9 protein-coding genes are annotated in these 13,966 nt (G+C 70.7%); 7 read left to right on the top strand and 2 right to left on the bottom strand.

The features are described 5' to 3' along the window. Positions 1-12: 12 nt before the first annotated feature. Positions 13-747, bottom strand: a complete 735-nt coding sequence (locus EDD92_RS32290; RefSeq protein ID WP_123967582.1) for an ABC transporter permease — start codon at positions 745-747, stop codon at positions 13-15. After that, positions 744-1,670 (bottom strand): ABC transporter ATP-binding protein, encoded by a 927-nt coding sequence (locus EDD92_RS32285; RefSeq protein ID WP_123967581.1) that lies wholly within the window; start codon positions 1,668-1,670, stop codon positions 744-746. Before EDD92_RS32285 ends, EDD92_RS32290 begins: the two co-directional genes overlap by 4 nt. A gap of 205 nt (positions 1,671-1,875) precedes the next feature. Here EDD92_RS32285 and EDD92_RS32280 point away from each other — a divergent pair, with 205 nt between their 5' ends. From EDD92_RS32280 to EDD92_RS32250, 7 genes are all read left to right on the top strand, one after another. After that, positions 1,876-3,735: an ABC transporter ATP-binding protein gene (locus EDD92_RS32280; RefSeq protein ID WP_123967580.1), complete on the top strand. Its 1,860-nt coding sequence runs from the start codon at positions 1,876-1,878 to the stop codon at positions 3,733-3,735. Beyond that, positions 3,732-5,591, top strand: a complete 1,860-nt coding sequence (locus EDD92_RS32275; RefSeq protein ID WP_123967579.1) for an ABC transporter ATP-binding protein — start codon at positions 3,732-3,734, stop codon at positions 5,589-5,591. The genes EDD92_RS32280 and EDD92_RS32275 overlap by 4 nt, the downstream gene beginning before the upstream one ends. A gap of 32 nt (positions 5,592-5,623) precedes the next feature. After that, entirely contained in the window at positions 5,624-7,426 is a 1,803-nt protein-coding gene (locus tag EDD92_RS32270; protein WP_123967578.1) for an ABC transporter ATP-binding protein, read from the top strand. Beyond that, on the top strand, positions 7,423-9,177 hold the full coding sequence (locus tag EDD92_RS32265) for an ABC transporter ATP-binding protein (RefSeq protein ID WP_123967577.1): 1,755 nt from the start codon (positions 7,423-7,425) through the stop codon (positions 9,175-9,177). The genes EDD92_RS32270 and EDD92_RS32265 overlap by 4 nt, the downstream gene beginning before the upstream one ends. A gap of 241 nt (positions 9,178-9,418) precedes the next feature. Next, a complete protein-coding gene (locus tag EDD92_RS32260) occupies positions 9,419-11,440 on the top strand; it encodes a M4 family metallopeptidase (protein WP_123967576.1) in 2,022 nt (673 codons plus the stop codon). Positions 11,441-11,697: 257 nt separating this feature from the next. Further along, complete coding sequence (locus EDD92_RS32255; RefSeq protein WP_123967575.1) at positions 11,698-13,365, top strand: M4 family metallopeptidase; 1,668 nt, start codon at positions 11,698-11,700, stop codon at positions 13,363-13,365. Between the two features lie 69 nt (positions 13,366-13,434). Beyond that, positions 13,435-13,953, top strand: coding sequence for a DUF1990 domain-containing protein (locus EDD92_RS32250; protein WP_123967574.1), 519 nt, complete (start codon positions 13,435-13,437; stop codon positions 13,951-13,953). The last annotated feature ends 13 nt before the right edge of the window (positions 13,954-13,966 follow it).

Here is a 13,966-nt window from a genome sequence, read left to right as displayed (position 1 = left end):
ACGGCACCGCTCCTACTCCCAGCGGAACCAGCGGCTCGCCGCACCCGTGAGCAGCAGGATCCACATCGCCAGCACACCCAGGTGCCCCCAGCCCGGCCAGTGTCCGGCCGCCGCCCGGTTCAGCGCCTGTGCGGCCGCTCCGAAGGGCGTGTACCCGACGATCCGGGCCATCAGATCCGGCATGGACTGCGTCGGCAGCCACACCCCCGCGCAGAACATCGACGGGAAGAAGACGGCCGAACCGATCGCACCCGCGATCTTCGTCGTACGGGACAGGGCCGACACCACCGATCCGAGAGCGAGGGCGGCCAGGACGGCCAGCAGCAGGGCGAGGACGTATCCGAGGGGCTGTTTCGGCAGTCGTACGTCGAAGCCGAGGCGCCCGACCGCGAGGGCGAGCAGCGCGGACGCCAGCGCGGCACCGCCGTACACCACCATCTGCGCGGACAGCAGGGCGCTCGGCCGGACCGGGGTGGTGGCCATCCGGCGCAGGATGCCGCGCTCCCGGTAGCCGGTGAGGGTCTGCGGCATCGACTGCAGACCGCCGACGATCATGCCGAGCAGCACGGCGACCGGGACGTAGACGTCGATGGTGCGCAGGCCGCCGAGGTCGGCCTGGTGGTCCCGGAAGGACGGGATGGAGCCGAGGATCACCAGCAGGAGGGTCGGGAAGAGGAGGATCCAGAAGATGGCGCCGGGTTCGCGGCGGAAGAGGCGCACCTCGGTCTTCAGTACGGCGGTGCTCATGCCGCTGCCTCCTTGGTGTCGGCGTCGTCGGCCTTCGTCAGGTCGAGGAACGCGTCGTCGAGCGTGGCGTCCACGACGCGGAGCTGGTGGGCGGTGATGTGGTGGCGGGCGAGGAGGGTGATGACGGCGTTGACCGTCGCGTCCGTGCCGGAGAGGGTGATGCGGCCGTCCTTGTGCTCGACGGACGCGAGCGCGGGCAGGGCGGCGAGGTCACGGTCGTCCAGCGGGGCGGACGGCGTGAAGCTGATGACGGTGGCCCCCGCCGAGCGCCGGATGAGGCCGGCCGGGGTGTCCAGCGCGGCCACCCTGCCCTTGTCGATCACGGCGATCCGGTCGCACAGGCGCTGCGCCTCCTCCATGAAGTGGGTGACGAGCAGGACCGTCACGCCACTGGCCCGGACGTCCTCGATCAGCGCCCAGGTGTCCCGGCGGGCCCGCGGGTCCAGGCCCGTCGTCAGCTCGTCCAGGACGACCACCCGCGGGTTGCCGATCAGGGCGAGCGCGATGAACAGGCGCTGCTTCTGGCCGCCGGAGAGCTTGCCGAACCGGGTGGTCAGCTTCGCGGTCAGGCCGAGGCGTTCGGCGAGCGGCGCCCAGTCGAGCGGGCCCGGGTAGAAGGAGGCGTACAGCTCCAGCGCCTCGCGGACGGAGAGTTTGGGCTGCAGCTCGCTCTGCTGCAGCTGGGCGCCCAGGACGCGGGCCACGCGCGCGTGGTCGGCGACGGGGTCGAGGCCGGTGACGCGGACCCGGCCCGCGTCGGGGACGCGCAGTCCCTCGACGCACTCGACGGTGGTGGTCTTGCCGGCGCCGTTCGGGCCGAGGATCCCGAAGATCTCGCCCTCCTCGACGGCGAAGGAGACACCGTCGACGACGGCCCGGCCGCCGTAGGACTTGCGCAGTTCGGTGACTTCGATGACGGGCATGGCATCAGGTTCGCGGGAACCGCCCCGCCGCCACATCGGCCGTCGCGCTCGAAGGCGCATCAACCGATCGGTTGATGCGGGGGTACGACCGCTCCGGATCCCTTGTACGCCCCCTCGAACGCGCAGGTCGTAGGACCAGCGGCCGATTCGGGTCCGGCCAAAACTCGGTGGGCGTTGTCAGTGCCGATCCGTAGGCTCACAGACGATGCCCTCTACACGTGCAACCACCAAGGACCCCACGGAACCCGGCGACCGATCCGCCGTACGCACACTGCTGCGCCTGTGGCCGTACGTACGGCCCGTACGGGCGCGGCTGTTCACCGCCGCGTTCGTCGCCGTGCTCGCCTCGTGCACGGGCCTCGTGATCCCGCTCGTGCTGAAGTGGATGGTGGACGGGCCGGTTGCCGACCGGGACCCGGCCGGGGTGTGGCTCGGCGCGCTGTACCTGCTGCTCCTCGGGCTCGGGGAGGCGCTGTTGTTCGGGCTGCGGCGGTGGCTGGTGGCACGGCCGCTCGCGGGCGTCGAGGCGGGGATGCGGGCGGATCTGTACCGGCATCTGCAGCGGCTGCCGGTCGCCTTCCACGACCGCTGGTCCTCGGGCCAGTTGCTGTCGCGCGGCACGACGGACCTGATGCTGCTGCGCATGTTCCTCGCCTTTCCGATGACGTTCCTGCTGGTCAACGGGGTGACGATTCTCGTCGGCGTGGTGATCATGCTGCTGCAGGACTGGACGCTCGGGCTGGTGATCCTGGGGCCCGCCGTCCCCGTGGTGGTCACCTGCGTGATCTTCGAGAAGCGGTACGCCCATGTGGCGCGGCTCGCGCAGGACCAGGTCGGCGATCTGACGACCGTCGTCGAGGAGAGCGTGCTCGGGATCCGGATCATCAAGGGGTTCGGGCGGCACCGCAGCCAGGCGCGCGCGTTCCGCGAGCTGACCCGGACGCTGCGGGGGACGGAGTTGCGGAAGGCGGGGCTGCTCGCCACGATCTGGGGCGTCATCGTGACGCTGCCGGAGGTGGCGATCGGGGCGGCGCTGGTGCTCGGCACCGTGCAGGTGGCCTCCGGCGGTCTGTCGGCGGGGACATTGGTCGCGTTTCTCTCGACAGCACTGGCGTTGCGGTGGCCGGTGGATTCCATCGGGTTCTTGCTTGCGATGAGTCAGGAGGCGGCGACTGCCACGGAGCGGTACTTCGAAGTGATGGATGAGGCGCCGGAGTCTGAGCCGGCGCAGGACGGGGTGCGCGGCTCGGCGCGTCGAGGTGCCGCTCTCAGTGGGTCGGGAGCCGCCCTGGCGGCACGACTGCCCGCAGCTACGCAGGGACTTCGCTTTCACGGCGTCCGGTTCCGCTACCCGGACGCCCCCTCCGACTCTCCTCCCGTCCTCGACCGCATCGACCTCCACATCCGCCCCGGCGAGTCCATGGCCCTGGTGGGCGCGACCGGAAGCGGCAAGACGACCCTGACCGCACTCGTCCCCCGCCTCCACGAGGTGGCATCGGGCCGGATCACCCTCGACGGCGACGACATCACCGCCATGTCCCGCGAGGAACTGCGCGCCCTCGTCGCCGTCGCCTTCGAAGAACCCACCCTCTTCTCGGCAACCGTCGGCAACAACGTGCTCATGGGCGCCCAGGACGGCGCAGGCGCCGCCGAGCTGAACCGCGCGCTCGCGGTCGCGCAGGCCGAGTTCGCGCACGCGCTGCCCCAGGGGACGGACACCCAGGTCGGCGAGCAGGGGCTCAGTCTCTCCGGCGGGCAGCGGCAGCGACTGGCGCTCGCGCGGGCCGTCGTGGGCAGACCCAGGTTCCTCGTCCTGGACGACCCCCTGTCCGCCCTCGACGTGCACACCGAGGCCGCGGTCGAGGCCGCCCTGCGGGACGTCCTCGCGGACACCACGGCGCTCATCGTGGCGCACCGCCCGTCCACGGTCCTGCTCGCCGACCGGGTCGCGCTGCTCTCCGGCGGCCGGATCACCGCCGTGGGCACTCATCACGAACTGCTGCGCACGAACGCCGAGTACGCCCATCTGATGTCCGGGACCTCAGAAGCGGAGGACGAGCGATGACGGCCCCCACCACATCCGTCCCCACGGCGAACGACGAGCCGGACCTCCCCCGCCCCAAGGACGCCGGCGACCCCTTCGACCGGGACGTCCTGCCCACACCCCCGGGCGCCACCGCCGGCCTGCTGCGCTCCCTGCTGGCCCCCATGAAGGCCCGTGTCGCCGTCACCACGCTCCTGCTGCTGCTCCAGCAGGCGGCAGTGCAGGCCGGCCCGCTGCTGGTGGCGTACGCGATCGACAAGGCCGTACCGGCGTTCCGGGACCACGACCACGGCCCGCTGATCGCGGTGGCCGCGGGCTATCTCCTGTGCGCGCTGGTCTCCGGCGGGCTGCAGTACGCGTTCATCATCGCCTCCGCCCGGGTCAACCAGGACGTGCTGCTCGATCTGCGCGGCCGTATCTTCCGGCACGCGCAGGCGCTGAGCATCGACTTCCACGAGCGATACACGAGCGGCCGCCTGATCTCCCGGTCCACGGCGGACGTGGAGTCGCTGCGGGAACTGCTCAACGAGGGGCTTCAGGAACTCATCACGGTCATCCTTTCCTTCGTCTACATCTCGGCGATGCTGCTCTGGCTGGACCTGGGGCTCGGCGCCGTCGCGGTGGCCTCCTTCGTGCCGCTGTACCTGCTGGTACGGGTCTACCAGCGGCGCGCGGTACGGGTGTACCGGGTGCGGTCCACCGCCATCGCGGCCGTCATCGTGAAGTTCGTCGAGACCATGAACGGGATCCGGCCGGTGCGCGCGTTCCGCCGCGAGGCCGCCAACGACGCCGACTTCCTGGCACTGAACCGGCGGCACGAACGGGTCAACGGCGACGCCATGCTGGAGATGGCCCGCTATGTCGTCGGCTCCCGGCTGGTCGCCAACACGGCCGTCGCGGTGATCGTGCTGTGGGGTGGCTACCGGGTGGCGGGCGGCTCGCTGGAGCTGGGCGTGCTGGCGGCCGCGGTCCTGTACCTCCGCCGCCTGTACGACCCCATCGACCGCCTCGGCATGTTCCTGAACTCGTACCAGTCGGCGGCGGCCTCCCTGGAGAAGATCGCCGGGCTGCTCGCCCAGACACCGTCCGTGCCGGAGCCGTCGACTCCCGTGGAACTTCCGGCACTTGAGAGCGAGTACCCGGGCCGCGAGGTCGTCTTCGACGGCGTCCGCTTCGGCTACCGCACCGGCGGCGAGGTGCTGCCGGCCTTCGATCTGACGATCCCCGCCGGGCAGACGGTCGCGGTCGTCGGCTCGACGGGCGCCGGCAAGTCGACGCTCGCCAAGCTGCTCGCCCGCTTCTACGACCCTTCCACGGGCCGGGTCCTGCTGGACGGCGTCGACCTGCGCGAACTGGCCGTGCCCGAGCTGCGGCGCGGGGTGGTGATGGTGACGCAGGAGGCGTTTCTGTTCTCCGGCACGGTCGCCGAGAACATCGCCATCGGCCGCCCGGACGCGACCCGTGAGCAGATCGAGCAGGCGGCGAAGGCGATCGGTGCGCACGAGTTCATCAGCGCACTGCCCGACGGGTACGACACGGACGTACGGAAGCGAGGCGGCCGTATCTCCGCGGGCCAGCGCCAGCTCGTGGCCTTCGCCCGGGCGCTGCTCGCCGACCCGGCCGTGCTGATCCTCGACGAGGCGACCAGCTCGCTCGACATCCCGGGCGAACAGGCGGTGCAGCGCGCGATGCTGACGGTGCTGCGCGGCCGTACGGCGGTCGTCATCGCGCACCGGCTGTCGACGGTCGAGATCGCGGACCGGGTACTGGTCATGGAGCACGGGAAGATCGTGGAGGACGGCAGCCCGGCCGAACTCGTCGCGGGCACCGGGCGGTTCGCGGATCTGCACCGGGCGTGGCGGGACAGTCTGGCGTAGGGAACGGCAGGACCGGCAGGGATCGGGGGAGCATGATCGACGCGTACGAGGATCCGGGCGAGCCCGACTGCCGCGGGGGCGCCCGCTATCTGCTGTGGCTGGTGCGCTGCCAGCCCGGCCGGTCGCTCGCCGGGGCGGTGCTGGGCAGCGTGTGGATGGTGCTGCTGGCGGCGACGCCGTATCTCCTCTCCCGGGCGATCGACGACGGGCTGGAGCCCGGTGACTACCCGGCGCTGGCCGGCTGGACCGCGGCGCTCTTCGCGGTCGGGGCGTTCAACGCCTGGCTGAGCATCATGCGGCACCGCACGATGACGCGGGTGCGGATGGACGCCAACTTCCGCACGGTCAAGGTGATCGTCGGCCAGGCGGTCCGGCTGGGCGCCGTGCTGCCGCGCCGGGTGGGGGCCGGGGAGGTCGTCACCATCGGGGTCGGCGACGTGCAGACGATCAGCCAGTCGCTGACGGTGGTCGGGCCCGGGGTCGGGGCGGTGGTCGCCTACCTGGTGGTCGCGGCTGTGCTGCTCTCGGTCTCGCCCTTGATCGCCGCGGTCGTACTCCTCGGCATCCCCGTGATCGTCGTCCTCGTCGGGCCGCTGCTGACCCGTCTGCAGGGCGCGGAGACCGAGTACCGCAACCGGCAGGGTGTGCTCACGGCCCGGATCGCCGACCTCGCGGGCGGCCTGCGCGTCCTCAACGGCCTCGGGGGCAAAGGCCTGTTCGCGGAGGCCTTCCACCACGACTCGCAACGGTTGCGCCGCCAGGGCTACCGGGTCGGTGCGGTCACCAGCTGGGTCCAGGCGCTGGGCATCGGACTGCCCACCCTCTTCCTGGCAGTGGTCACCTGGCTGGCGGCCCGGCTAGCGGCCCAAGGGTCCATCACCATCGGCGAGTTGGTGTCGGTGTACGGCTATGTGGCGGTGCTGGTCGGCCCGGTGGCCTTCTGGGTGGAATGCGGCTACCAGATCAGCCGCGGCCTGGTGTCGGCCCGCCGGGTCGTCCGCTTCCTGCAACTGGAACCCCTGGCCGACACGGGCACGAGGGACGCACCCGCGGAACCGGCGGTACTGCACGACCCCGAGTCGGGGGTACGGGTACGCCCCGGGCGGCTGACCGCTCTGGCCGGCTCCCGCCCGGCCGACGCGGCGGAGGTCGTGGACCGGCTAGGGCGGTACAGGCCGTCGAGGGCAACCTGGGGCGACACCCCGCTGGACGAGATCGCCCTCAAGCAGATCAGGCGGCGCATCCTGGTAGCCGACCACGAGGCCGACCTGTTCGCAGGCACACTGCGCGAAGTACTGGGCGGCACGGAATGGCCTTTGAGGGGCGCGGGGCTGCATCGATGTGCGGCTCCGCCGCGGGGCGCGAGCAACCACACACAACTCGCAGACGCCGAACGACAATCCGAGGCACCCTCTGATGCGCACACGGCAAAAGCCATCCACACAGCCGTCGCAGACGACATCGTCCAGGGCCTGCCCGAGGGCCTGGACTCAGCAATCGACCCCCAGGCCCGCAACCTCTCCGGCGGCCAACGCCAACGCATCCGCCTGGCAAGGGCACTCGCGGCCGACCCCGAGGTACTGCTCGCCGTAGAACCGACGTCGGCGCTCGACGCGCACACCGAGGCCCGGGTGGCCCAACGGCTGCACACCGCACGCCAGGGCCGTACGACCCTGGTCACCACCACCTCACCGCTCGTACTGGACCGCGCAGACACCGTGTACTACCTGGTCGACGGCAAAGTCGCAGCCTCCGGCGGCCACCGCGAACTACTGGACACCGAGCCGGGCTACCGCGCCCTGGTCGCACGGGACGCCGAGGAGCCGGTCCGATGACGGCACGATCGGGCCACCTCCCCGTGGCCGAACGGCCCGACGTACGCCGGGCCATGGTGCGTCTCGTACGGGCCGACGCCCGCGCCTTCGTCGCCGTACTCGCACTCAACGCGCTGGCGGCCGGGACCGGACTCGCGGGACCCTGGCTGGTCGGCCGGATCATCGACGAGGTGCGGGCCGGGCACGGCGTCGGCGCCGTCGACCGGCTGGCGCTGTGGATCCTGCTCTGTTCGCTGGCGCAACTGGTGCTCGCCCGCTGGGCCCGATATGTGGGACACCGGTTCGGGGAGCGGACGCTGGCCCGCGTGCGCGAGGAGTTCGTCGACCGGGCGCTGGCGCTGCCCGCGGCGGTCGTGGAGCGGGCCGGCACCGGCGATCTGACGGCGCGCGGGACGGCCGACGTGGCCACGGTCGGCACGACTCTGCGTGACGTCGGGCCCGAGCTGCTCATCAACACCGTGCAGGCGCTGTTCCTGCTCGGCGCGGTGTTCTGGCTGAACCCGCTGCTCGGCGGGTGCGGCCTGCTCGGTCTGGTCGGCATCTGGTGTGCGCTGCGCTGGTATCTGCGGCGGGCCCGCGACGGCTACCTCGCCGAGGGCGCCGCCACCTCCGACGTCGCCGAGATCCTTGCGGCGACCGCGTCCGGCGCCCGCACGGTCGAGGCGCTGCGGCTGGGGCGGCGGCGGATCGCCGCGAGCCGGGACGCGCTGGAGACGTCCCGGCGCACCCGGCTGTACACGCTGTTCCTGCGCAGCGTGTTCTTTCCCGCGGTGGAGGTCTCCTACCTGGTTCCGGTGTCCGCGGTCCTGCTGGTCGGCGGGGTCCTGCACGCGCGCGGCACGCTGAGCCTCGGCGCGGTCGTGACGGCGGCCCTGTATCTGCAGCGGCTGAGCGGCCCTCTCGACGAGATCCTGATGCGGGTCGAGCAGCTGCAGAACAGCAGCGCCTCCTTCGCCCGTGTGGAGGGCCTGGCCCGGGCACCGCGCGTACAGCAGGCCGATGCGCCCGCCCCGGCGGACGACCGGTTCGACGTGGCCGGGGTGCGGTACGCCTACGACCGCGGCGGCGAGGTCCTGCACGGCGTCGACCTGACCGTACGCCCCGGCGAGCGGCTGGCGGTCGTGGGCCCCTCGGGCGCCGGAAAGACCACACTGAGCAGGCTGCTGGCAGGCGTCGACGCACCCACCGAGGGCACCGTGACCGTCGGCGGGGTGCCCGTCGTCGACCTCGGCCCCGAGCAGCTGCGCCGCCAGGTCGTCCTGGTGACGCAGGAGCACCACGTCTTTCTCGGCTCGGTCCGCGACAACCTGCTCATCGCCGAACCGGCCGCCACGGACGAGGAGTTGTGGGCGGCGCTCACGGCGGTGGGTGCCGACGACTGGGTGCGCGAACTGCCGGACGGACTGGACACCCCGCTCGGGGACGGCGGCACCCGCACCGACGGCTCCCAGGCCCAGCAGCTCGCCCTGGCCCGCGTGGTCCTCGCCGACCCGCACACTCTCATCCTCGACGAGGCCACCGCGCTCCTCGACCCGACCACCGCCCGCCACACCGAGCGCGCCCTGGCCGCCGTACTCGAGGGCCGCACGGTCATCGCCATCGCCCACCGCCTGCACACCGCCCACGACGCGGACCGCGTGGCCGTGATGGAGGACGGCCGGCTCACCGAACTCGGCACGCACGAAGAGCTCGTGGCGGCGGAGGGCGCATACGCGGCGCTCTGGCACACGTGGCACGGCGAGCCGTCGTAGGACGCACTTTCCGCTCACGATCCAACATCCAGTTCGCATACCGAACATGAACAACCGGACAACGAACCAATTCCGGCCAACTTTGTGACGCGCTCCTGACAGGGCCGGAATCTCCTGCCACCCTTCCCACAGCTTCAACACAGCAACCCCACAAGCTCCACCCCAGTTCTGCCCGGACGGGCGACCCACCGTCCGGATCTCCCTGGCCGCGCAACCCGCGGCCACGCAGAAGGAGTCAGTGTTGAGAAGCAGTTCCTCTCGCAGACGCACCTCCCACATCGTCGCCGTCGCCGGCGTCACCGCACTGCTCGCCGCGGCCGTCCAGTCGGGCGCCGCGTCCGCCGCGCCGGCCCATGCCTCGTCCCTGAACAAGGCGCACACGGCCGTCAAGCTCTCCCCCTCCCAGCGCGCCGAGCTGATACGCGACGCCGACAGCGCCCGCGCGCAGACGGCCAAGGACATAGGCCTGGGCGCGAAGGAGAAGCTCGTCGCCCGTGACGTCGTCAAGGACGCCGACGGCACCCTGCACACCCGTTACGAGCGCACCTACGAAGGCCTTCCGGTCCTCGGCGGCGACCTGGTCGTCGACACCGCCAAGTCGGGTGCCACCAAGGGCGTCATCAAGGCGACGAACGCCGCCATCAAGGTCTCCGACGTCACCCCGGACATCACCAGGGCGGCCGCCGAACAGCAGGCCGTGAAGCGCGCGAAGGCCCTCGGCTCCACCAGGTCGACCGCCGACAGCGCCCGCAAGGTGATCTGGGCGGCGAGCGGCAAGCCGGTCCTGGCGTACGAGACGGTCATCGGCGGATTCCAGGACGACGGCACACCGAACCAGCTGCACGTCATCACGGACGCCACCACCGGCAAGAAGCTCTACGAGTACCAGGGCATCGACAACGCGACCGGCACCGGCAACACCCAGTACAGCGGCACGGTCTCGCTGACGACGACCCAGTCGGGCTCGAACTACAACCTGACCGACGGCGACCGCGGCAACCACAAGACGTACAACCTGAACCACGGCACGTCCGGCACCGGCACGCTGTTCTCGCAGACCAGCAACACGTGGGGCAACGGCACGACGTCGAACGCCGGGACCGCGGGCGCGGACGCGCACTACGGCGCCGCGGAGACCTGGGACTTCTACAAGAACACCTTCGGTCGCAGCGGCATCAAGAACAACGGCGTCGGCGCCTACTCGCGCGTGCACTACGGCAACTCGTACGTGAACGCGTTCTGGGACGACGGCTGCTTCTGCATGACGTACGGCGACGGCTCCGGCAACGCGGACCCGCTGACCTCGCTGGACGTGGCCGGCCACGAGATGACCCACGGCGTCACCTCCAACACCGCGGGCCTCAACTACAGCGGCGAGTCCGGCGGCCTCAACGAGGCGACCTCCGACATCCTCGGCGGCGTCGGCGTCGAGTTCTACGCCAACAACTCGTCCGACCCGGGTGACTACCTCATCGGCGAGAAGATCGACATCAACGGCGACGGCACCCCGCTGCGCTACATGGACAAGCCCAGCAAGGACGGCGGCTCCGCCGACTCCTGGTACTCGGGCGTCGGCAACCTCGACGTGCACTACTCCTCGGGCGTCGCCAACCACTTCTTCTACCTGCTGAGCGAGGGCAGCGGCGCCAAGGTCATCAACGGCGTCAGCTACAACTCGCCCACGTCGGACGGCCTTCCGGTCACCGGCATCGGCCGGGACAAGGCCCTGGCCATCTGGTACCGGGCGCTGACCACCAAGTGGACGTCCACGACCAACTACGCGAGCGCACGTACCGGCACGCTCGCGGCCGCCGGGGAGCTGTACGGCACCACCTCCACCGAGTACAAGGCCGTGCAGGACGCGTGGGCGGCCGTCGCGGTCGGCTCGCGCTCCGGCGGGGGCGGCGGGTCCGGGACGTCGTACGAGAACACGACCCCGCTGTCGATCCCGGACAACGGGCCGGCCGTCACCTCGTCGATCACCGTCTCCGGCAGGAGCGGAAACGCGCCAAGCAATCTCCAGGTGAGCGTCGACATCACGCACACCTGGCGAGGCGACCTGGTGATCGATCTGCTCGGCCCGTCGGGCACCGCGTACCGGCTGAAGAGCTTCAGTTCCTCGGACTCGGCCGACAACGTCAAGGCGACCTACACGGTCAACGCCTCCTCCGAAACGGCCAACGGGACCTGGAAGTTGAGGATTCAGGACCAGGCCGCGCAGGACGTCGGCACCCTCAACAACTGGAAGGTGACGTTCCCGTAGACCGCGCGCAGCGGCATCGGTGACAGGGCGCCGTCCCGGGGTGCGACTCCCGGGGCGGCGCCCGTTTACATTCCCGAGACGCCCATTTACATTCCCGAAATGTTCACCCGGGAGTCGGTTTTCAGCCAACATCACTTCGGGGTCATGACATGTACGCGCCTTGATGCCACTCTTCCTCACAACCGCCGCACAACTTCACTGCAACTCCGGCCGGGCGCCCCACGCCGTGCCGGACTCCCCCACCACAAGGAGCTTGTGTGACCCCCCTCTACGCGCGTCACAAGCGCTCGACTCTGGCCATCGCAACCGCCGTTGCCGCCGGAGCCCTGCTCACCACCGGTCTGACCACCGGTTCGGCCGCCGCCCAGACCCCGGCGGACACCACGGCCGCCGCTCGTCCCGCCGCCGCCTCGGAGGCGCTGTCCGCCGCGACCCGCGTCTCCCTCATCAAGGAGGCGCAGGCGGACGTCGCCCGCACGGCGCAGAACATAGGCCTCGGCGCCAAGGAGAAGCTGGTCGTCAAGGACGTCATCAAGGACGCCGACGGCACGACCCACACCCGCTACGAGCGCACCTACGCGGGCCTGCCGGTCCTCGGCGGCGACCTGGTCGTCCACACGGCCAAGTCCGGCAAGACCGAGGGCGTCACCAAGGCGACGAAGGCTGCCATCAAGGTCGCCTCGCTCAAGGCGGCGGTCACCCCGGCCAAGGCCGAGAAGCAGGCGGTCAGCGCGGCCAAGACGCTGGGCTCCACCAAGTCCGCGGCCGACGGCGCCCGCAAGGTCATCTGGGCCGGCTCCGGCAAGCCCGTCCTCGCCTACGAGACGATCGTCGGCGGTCTGCAGGACGACGGCACCCCGAACCAGCTGCACGTCATCACCGACGCCGCGACCGGCAAGAAGCTCTTCGAGTACCAGGGCATCGAGAACGCGACCGGCACCGGCAAGACGCTGTACTCGGGCACGGTCAGCCTCACCACGTCCGGGTCGGGCACGTCGTACACGCTGACCGACGCCTCGCGCGGTGGTCACAAGACGTACAACCTGAAGCACAGCAGCAGCTCCGGCACCGGCACCCTGTTCACGGACACGGACAACGTCTGGGGCACCGGCGCGGCCTCCAGCTCGACCACCGACCAGACCGCGGCCGCCGACGCCGCCTACGGCGCGCAGGAGACCTGGGACTTCTACAAGTCCACCTTCGGACGCTCCGGCATCAAGAACAACGGTGTCGCCGCCTACTCCCGCGTCCACTACGGCAGCTCGTACGTCAACGCGTTCTGGGACGACAGCTGCTTCTGCATGACGTACGGCGACGGCGAGAGCAACACGCACCCGCTGACCTCGCTCGACGTGGCCGGCCACGAGATGAGTCACGGCGTCACCGCCAACACGGCGGGCCTGGACTACAGCGGTGAGTCCGGCGGTCTCAACGAGGCGACCTCGGACATCTTCGGCACCGGTGTCGAGTTCTACGCCAACAACTCGTCCGACAAGGGCGACTACCTCATCGGCGAGAAGATCGACATCAACGGCGACGGCAGCCCGCTGCGCTACATGGACAAGCCCAGCAAGGACGGCGGCTCGGCGGACTCCTGGTCCTCCTCCGTCGGCAACCTGGACGTCCACTACTCGTCCGGTGTCGCGAACCACTTCTTCTACCTGCTGTCCGAGGGCAGTGGCTCGAAGACGATCAACGGCGTGACCTACAACTCGCCGACGTCCAACGGCTCCACGGTCACCGGCATCGGCCGGGACAAGGCGCTGCAGATCTGGTACAAGGCGCTGACGACGTACTTCACGTCGACGACGAACTACAAGGCGGCGCGTACGGGTACGCTCTCGGCCGCGTCCGCGCTGTACGGCTCCAGCAGCACGGAGTACAAGGCGGTCGCCGCGGCCTGGTCCGCGGTCAACGTGAGCTGACCCGAGGGGGGTCGGCGGGCGGTACCCGGGAGGAAGGCATTCCCGGGTGCCGCCCTACTCTTGTGTCCCATGCGCCTGGAGGACTTCACCTACGACGACGTCGGCGGCACCCGCCGCGTCGGTTTCTGCCCGCCGGGCTTCCGCCCGATGCATGTGCGCACGCGCATCGGCGAGGGCGAAAAGGTCTTCCGCAGAGCCTCCGAGGCGATCCTGACCTGGGAGATGCACCGGGAGCTGGGTGTCGGCATCGACGCGAGCGCGGACCGGGCGGCGCCCGGCGTCGAGGTCACGGTCACTCTCGCCGGAATGATCAAGGCGCCGTGCCGGATCATCTACACGGTGGACGAACCCCGTCGCGCCGGCTGGGCGTACGGCACGCTGACCGGTCACCCCGAGTGCGGCGAGGAGGCGTTCGTCGTGGACCGCACCGGTGACGGCACGGTGTGGCTGACCGTGGATGCGTTCAGCCGCGCGGCGAAGTGGTACGCCCGGGCGGGTGGTCCCGCGACGCGCGGCCTTCAGCATGCGTATGCACGGCGGTGCGGCAAGGTTTTGCAGCAGTTGTGTGCGCCGCTCTCCGAGGGGTGAGCGGGGGTCGGCG

The sequence above is a fragment of the Streptomyces sp. TLI_185 genome, from assembly GCF_003814765.1.
GTDB lineage: Bacteria > Actinomycetota > Actinomycetes > Streptomycetales > Streptomycetaceae > Streptomyces.
The sequence above is the reverse complement of the archived record's forward strand: the minus strand, read 5'-3'. Positions and strand labels throughout refer to the sequence as shown.

Bases quoted from the DNA above. Each gene is read 5' to 3' on its own strand.
- EDD92_RS32265 (WP_123967577.1), top strand. From the start codon at position 7,423: ATGACGGCACGATCGGGCCACCTCCCCGTGGCCGAACGGCCCGACGTA.
- EDD92_RS32275 (WP_123967579.1), top strand. From the start codon at position 3,732: ATGACGGCCCCCACCACATCCGTCCCCACGGCGAACGACGAGCCGGAC.
- EDD92_RS32250 (WP_123967574.1), top strand. From the start codon at position 13,435: ATGCGCCTGGAGGACTTCACCTACGACGACGTCGGCGGCACCCGCCGC.
- EDD92_RS32270 (WP_123967578.1), top strand. From the start codon at position 5,624: ATGATCGACGCGTACGAGGATCCGGGCGAGCCCGACTGCCGCGGGGGC.
- EDD92_RS32280 (WP_123967580.1), top strand. From the start codon at position 1,876: ATGCCCTCTACACGTGCAACCACCAAGGACCCCACGGAACCCGGCGAC.
- EDD92_RS32290 (WP_123967582.1), bottom strand. From the start codon at position 747: ATGAGCACCGCCGTACTGAAGACCGAGGTGCGCCTCTTCCGCCGCGAA.
- EDD92_RS32285 (WP_123967581.1), bottom strand. From the start codon at position 1,670: ATGCCCGTCATCGAAGTCACCGAACTGCGCAAGTCCTACGGCGGCCGG.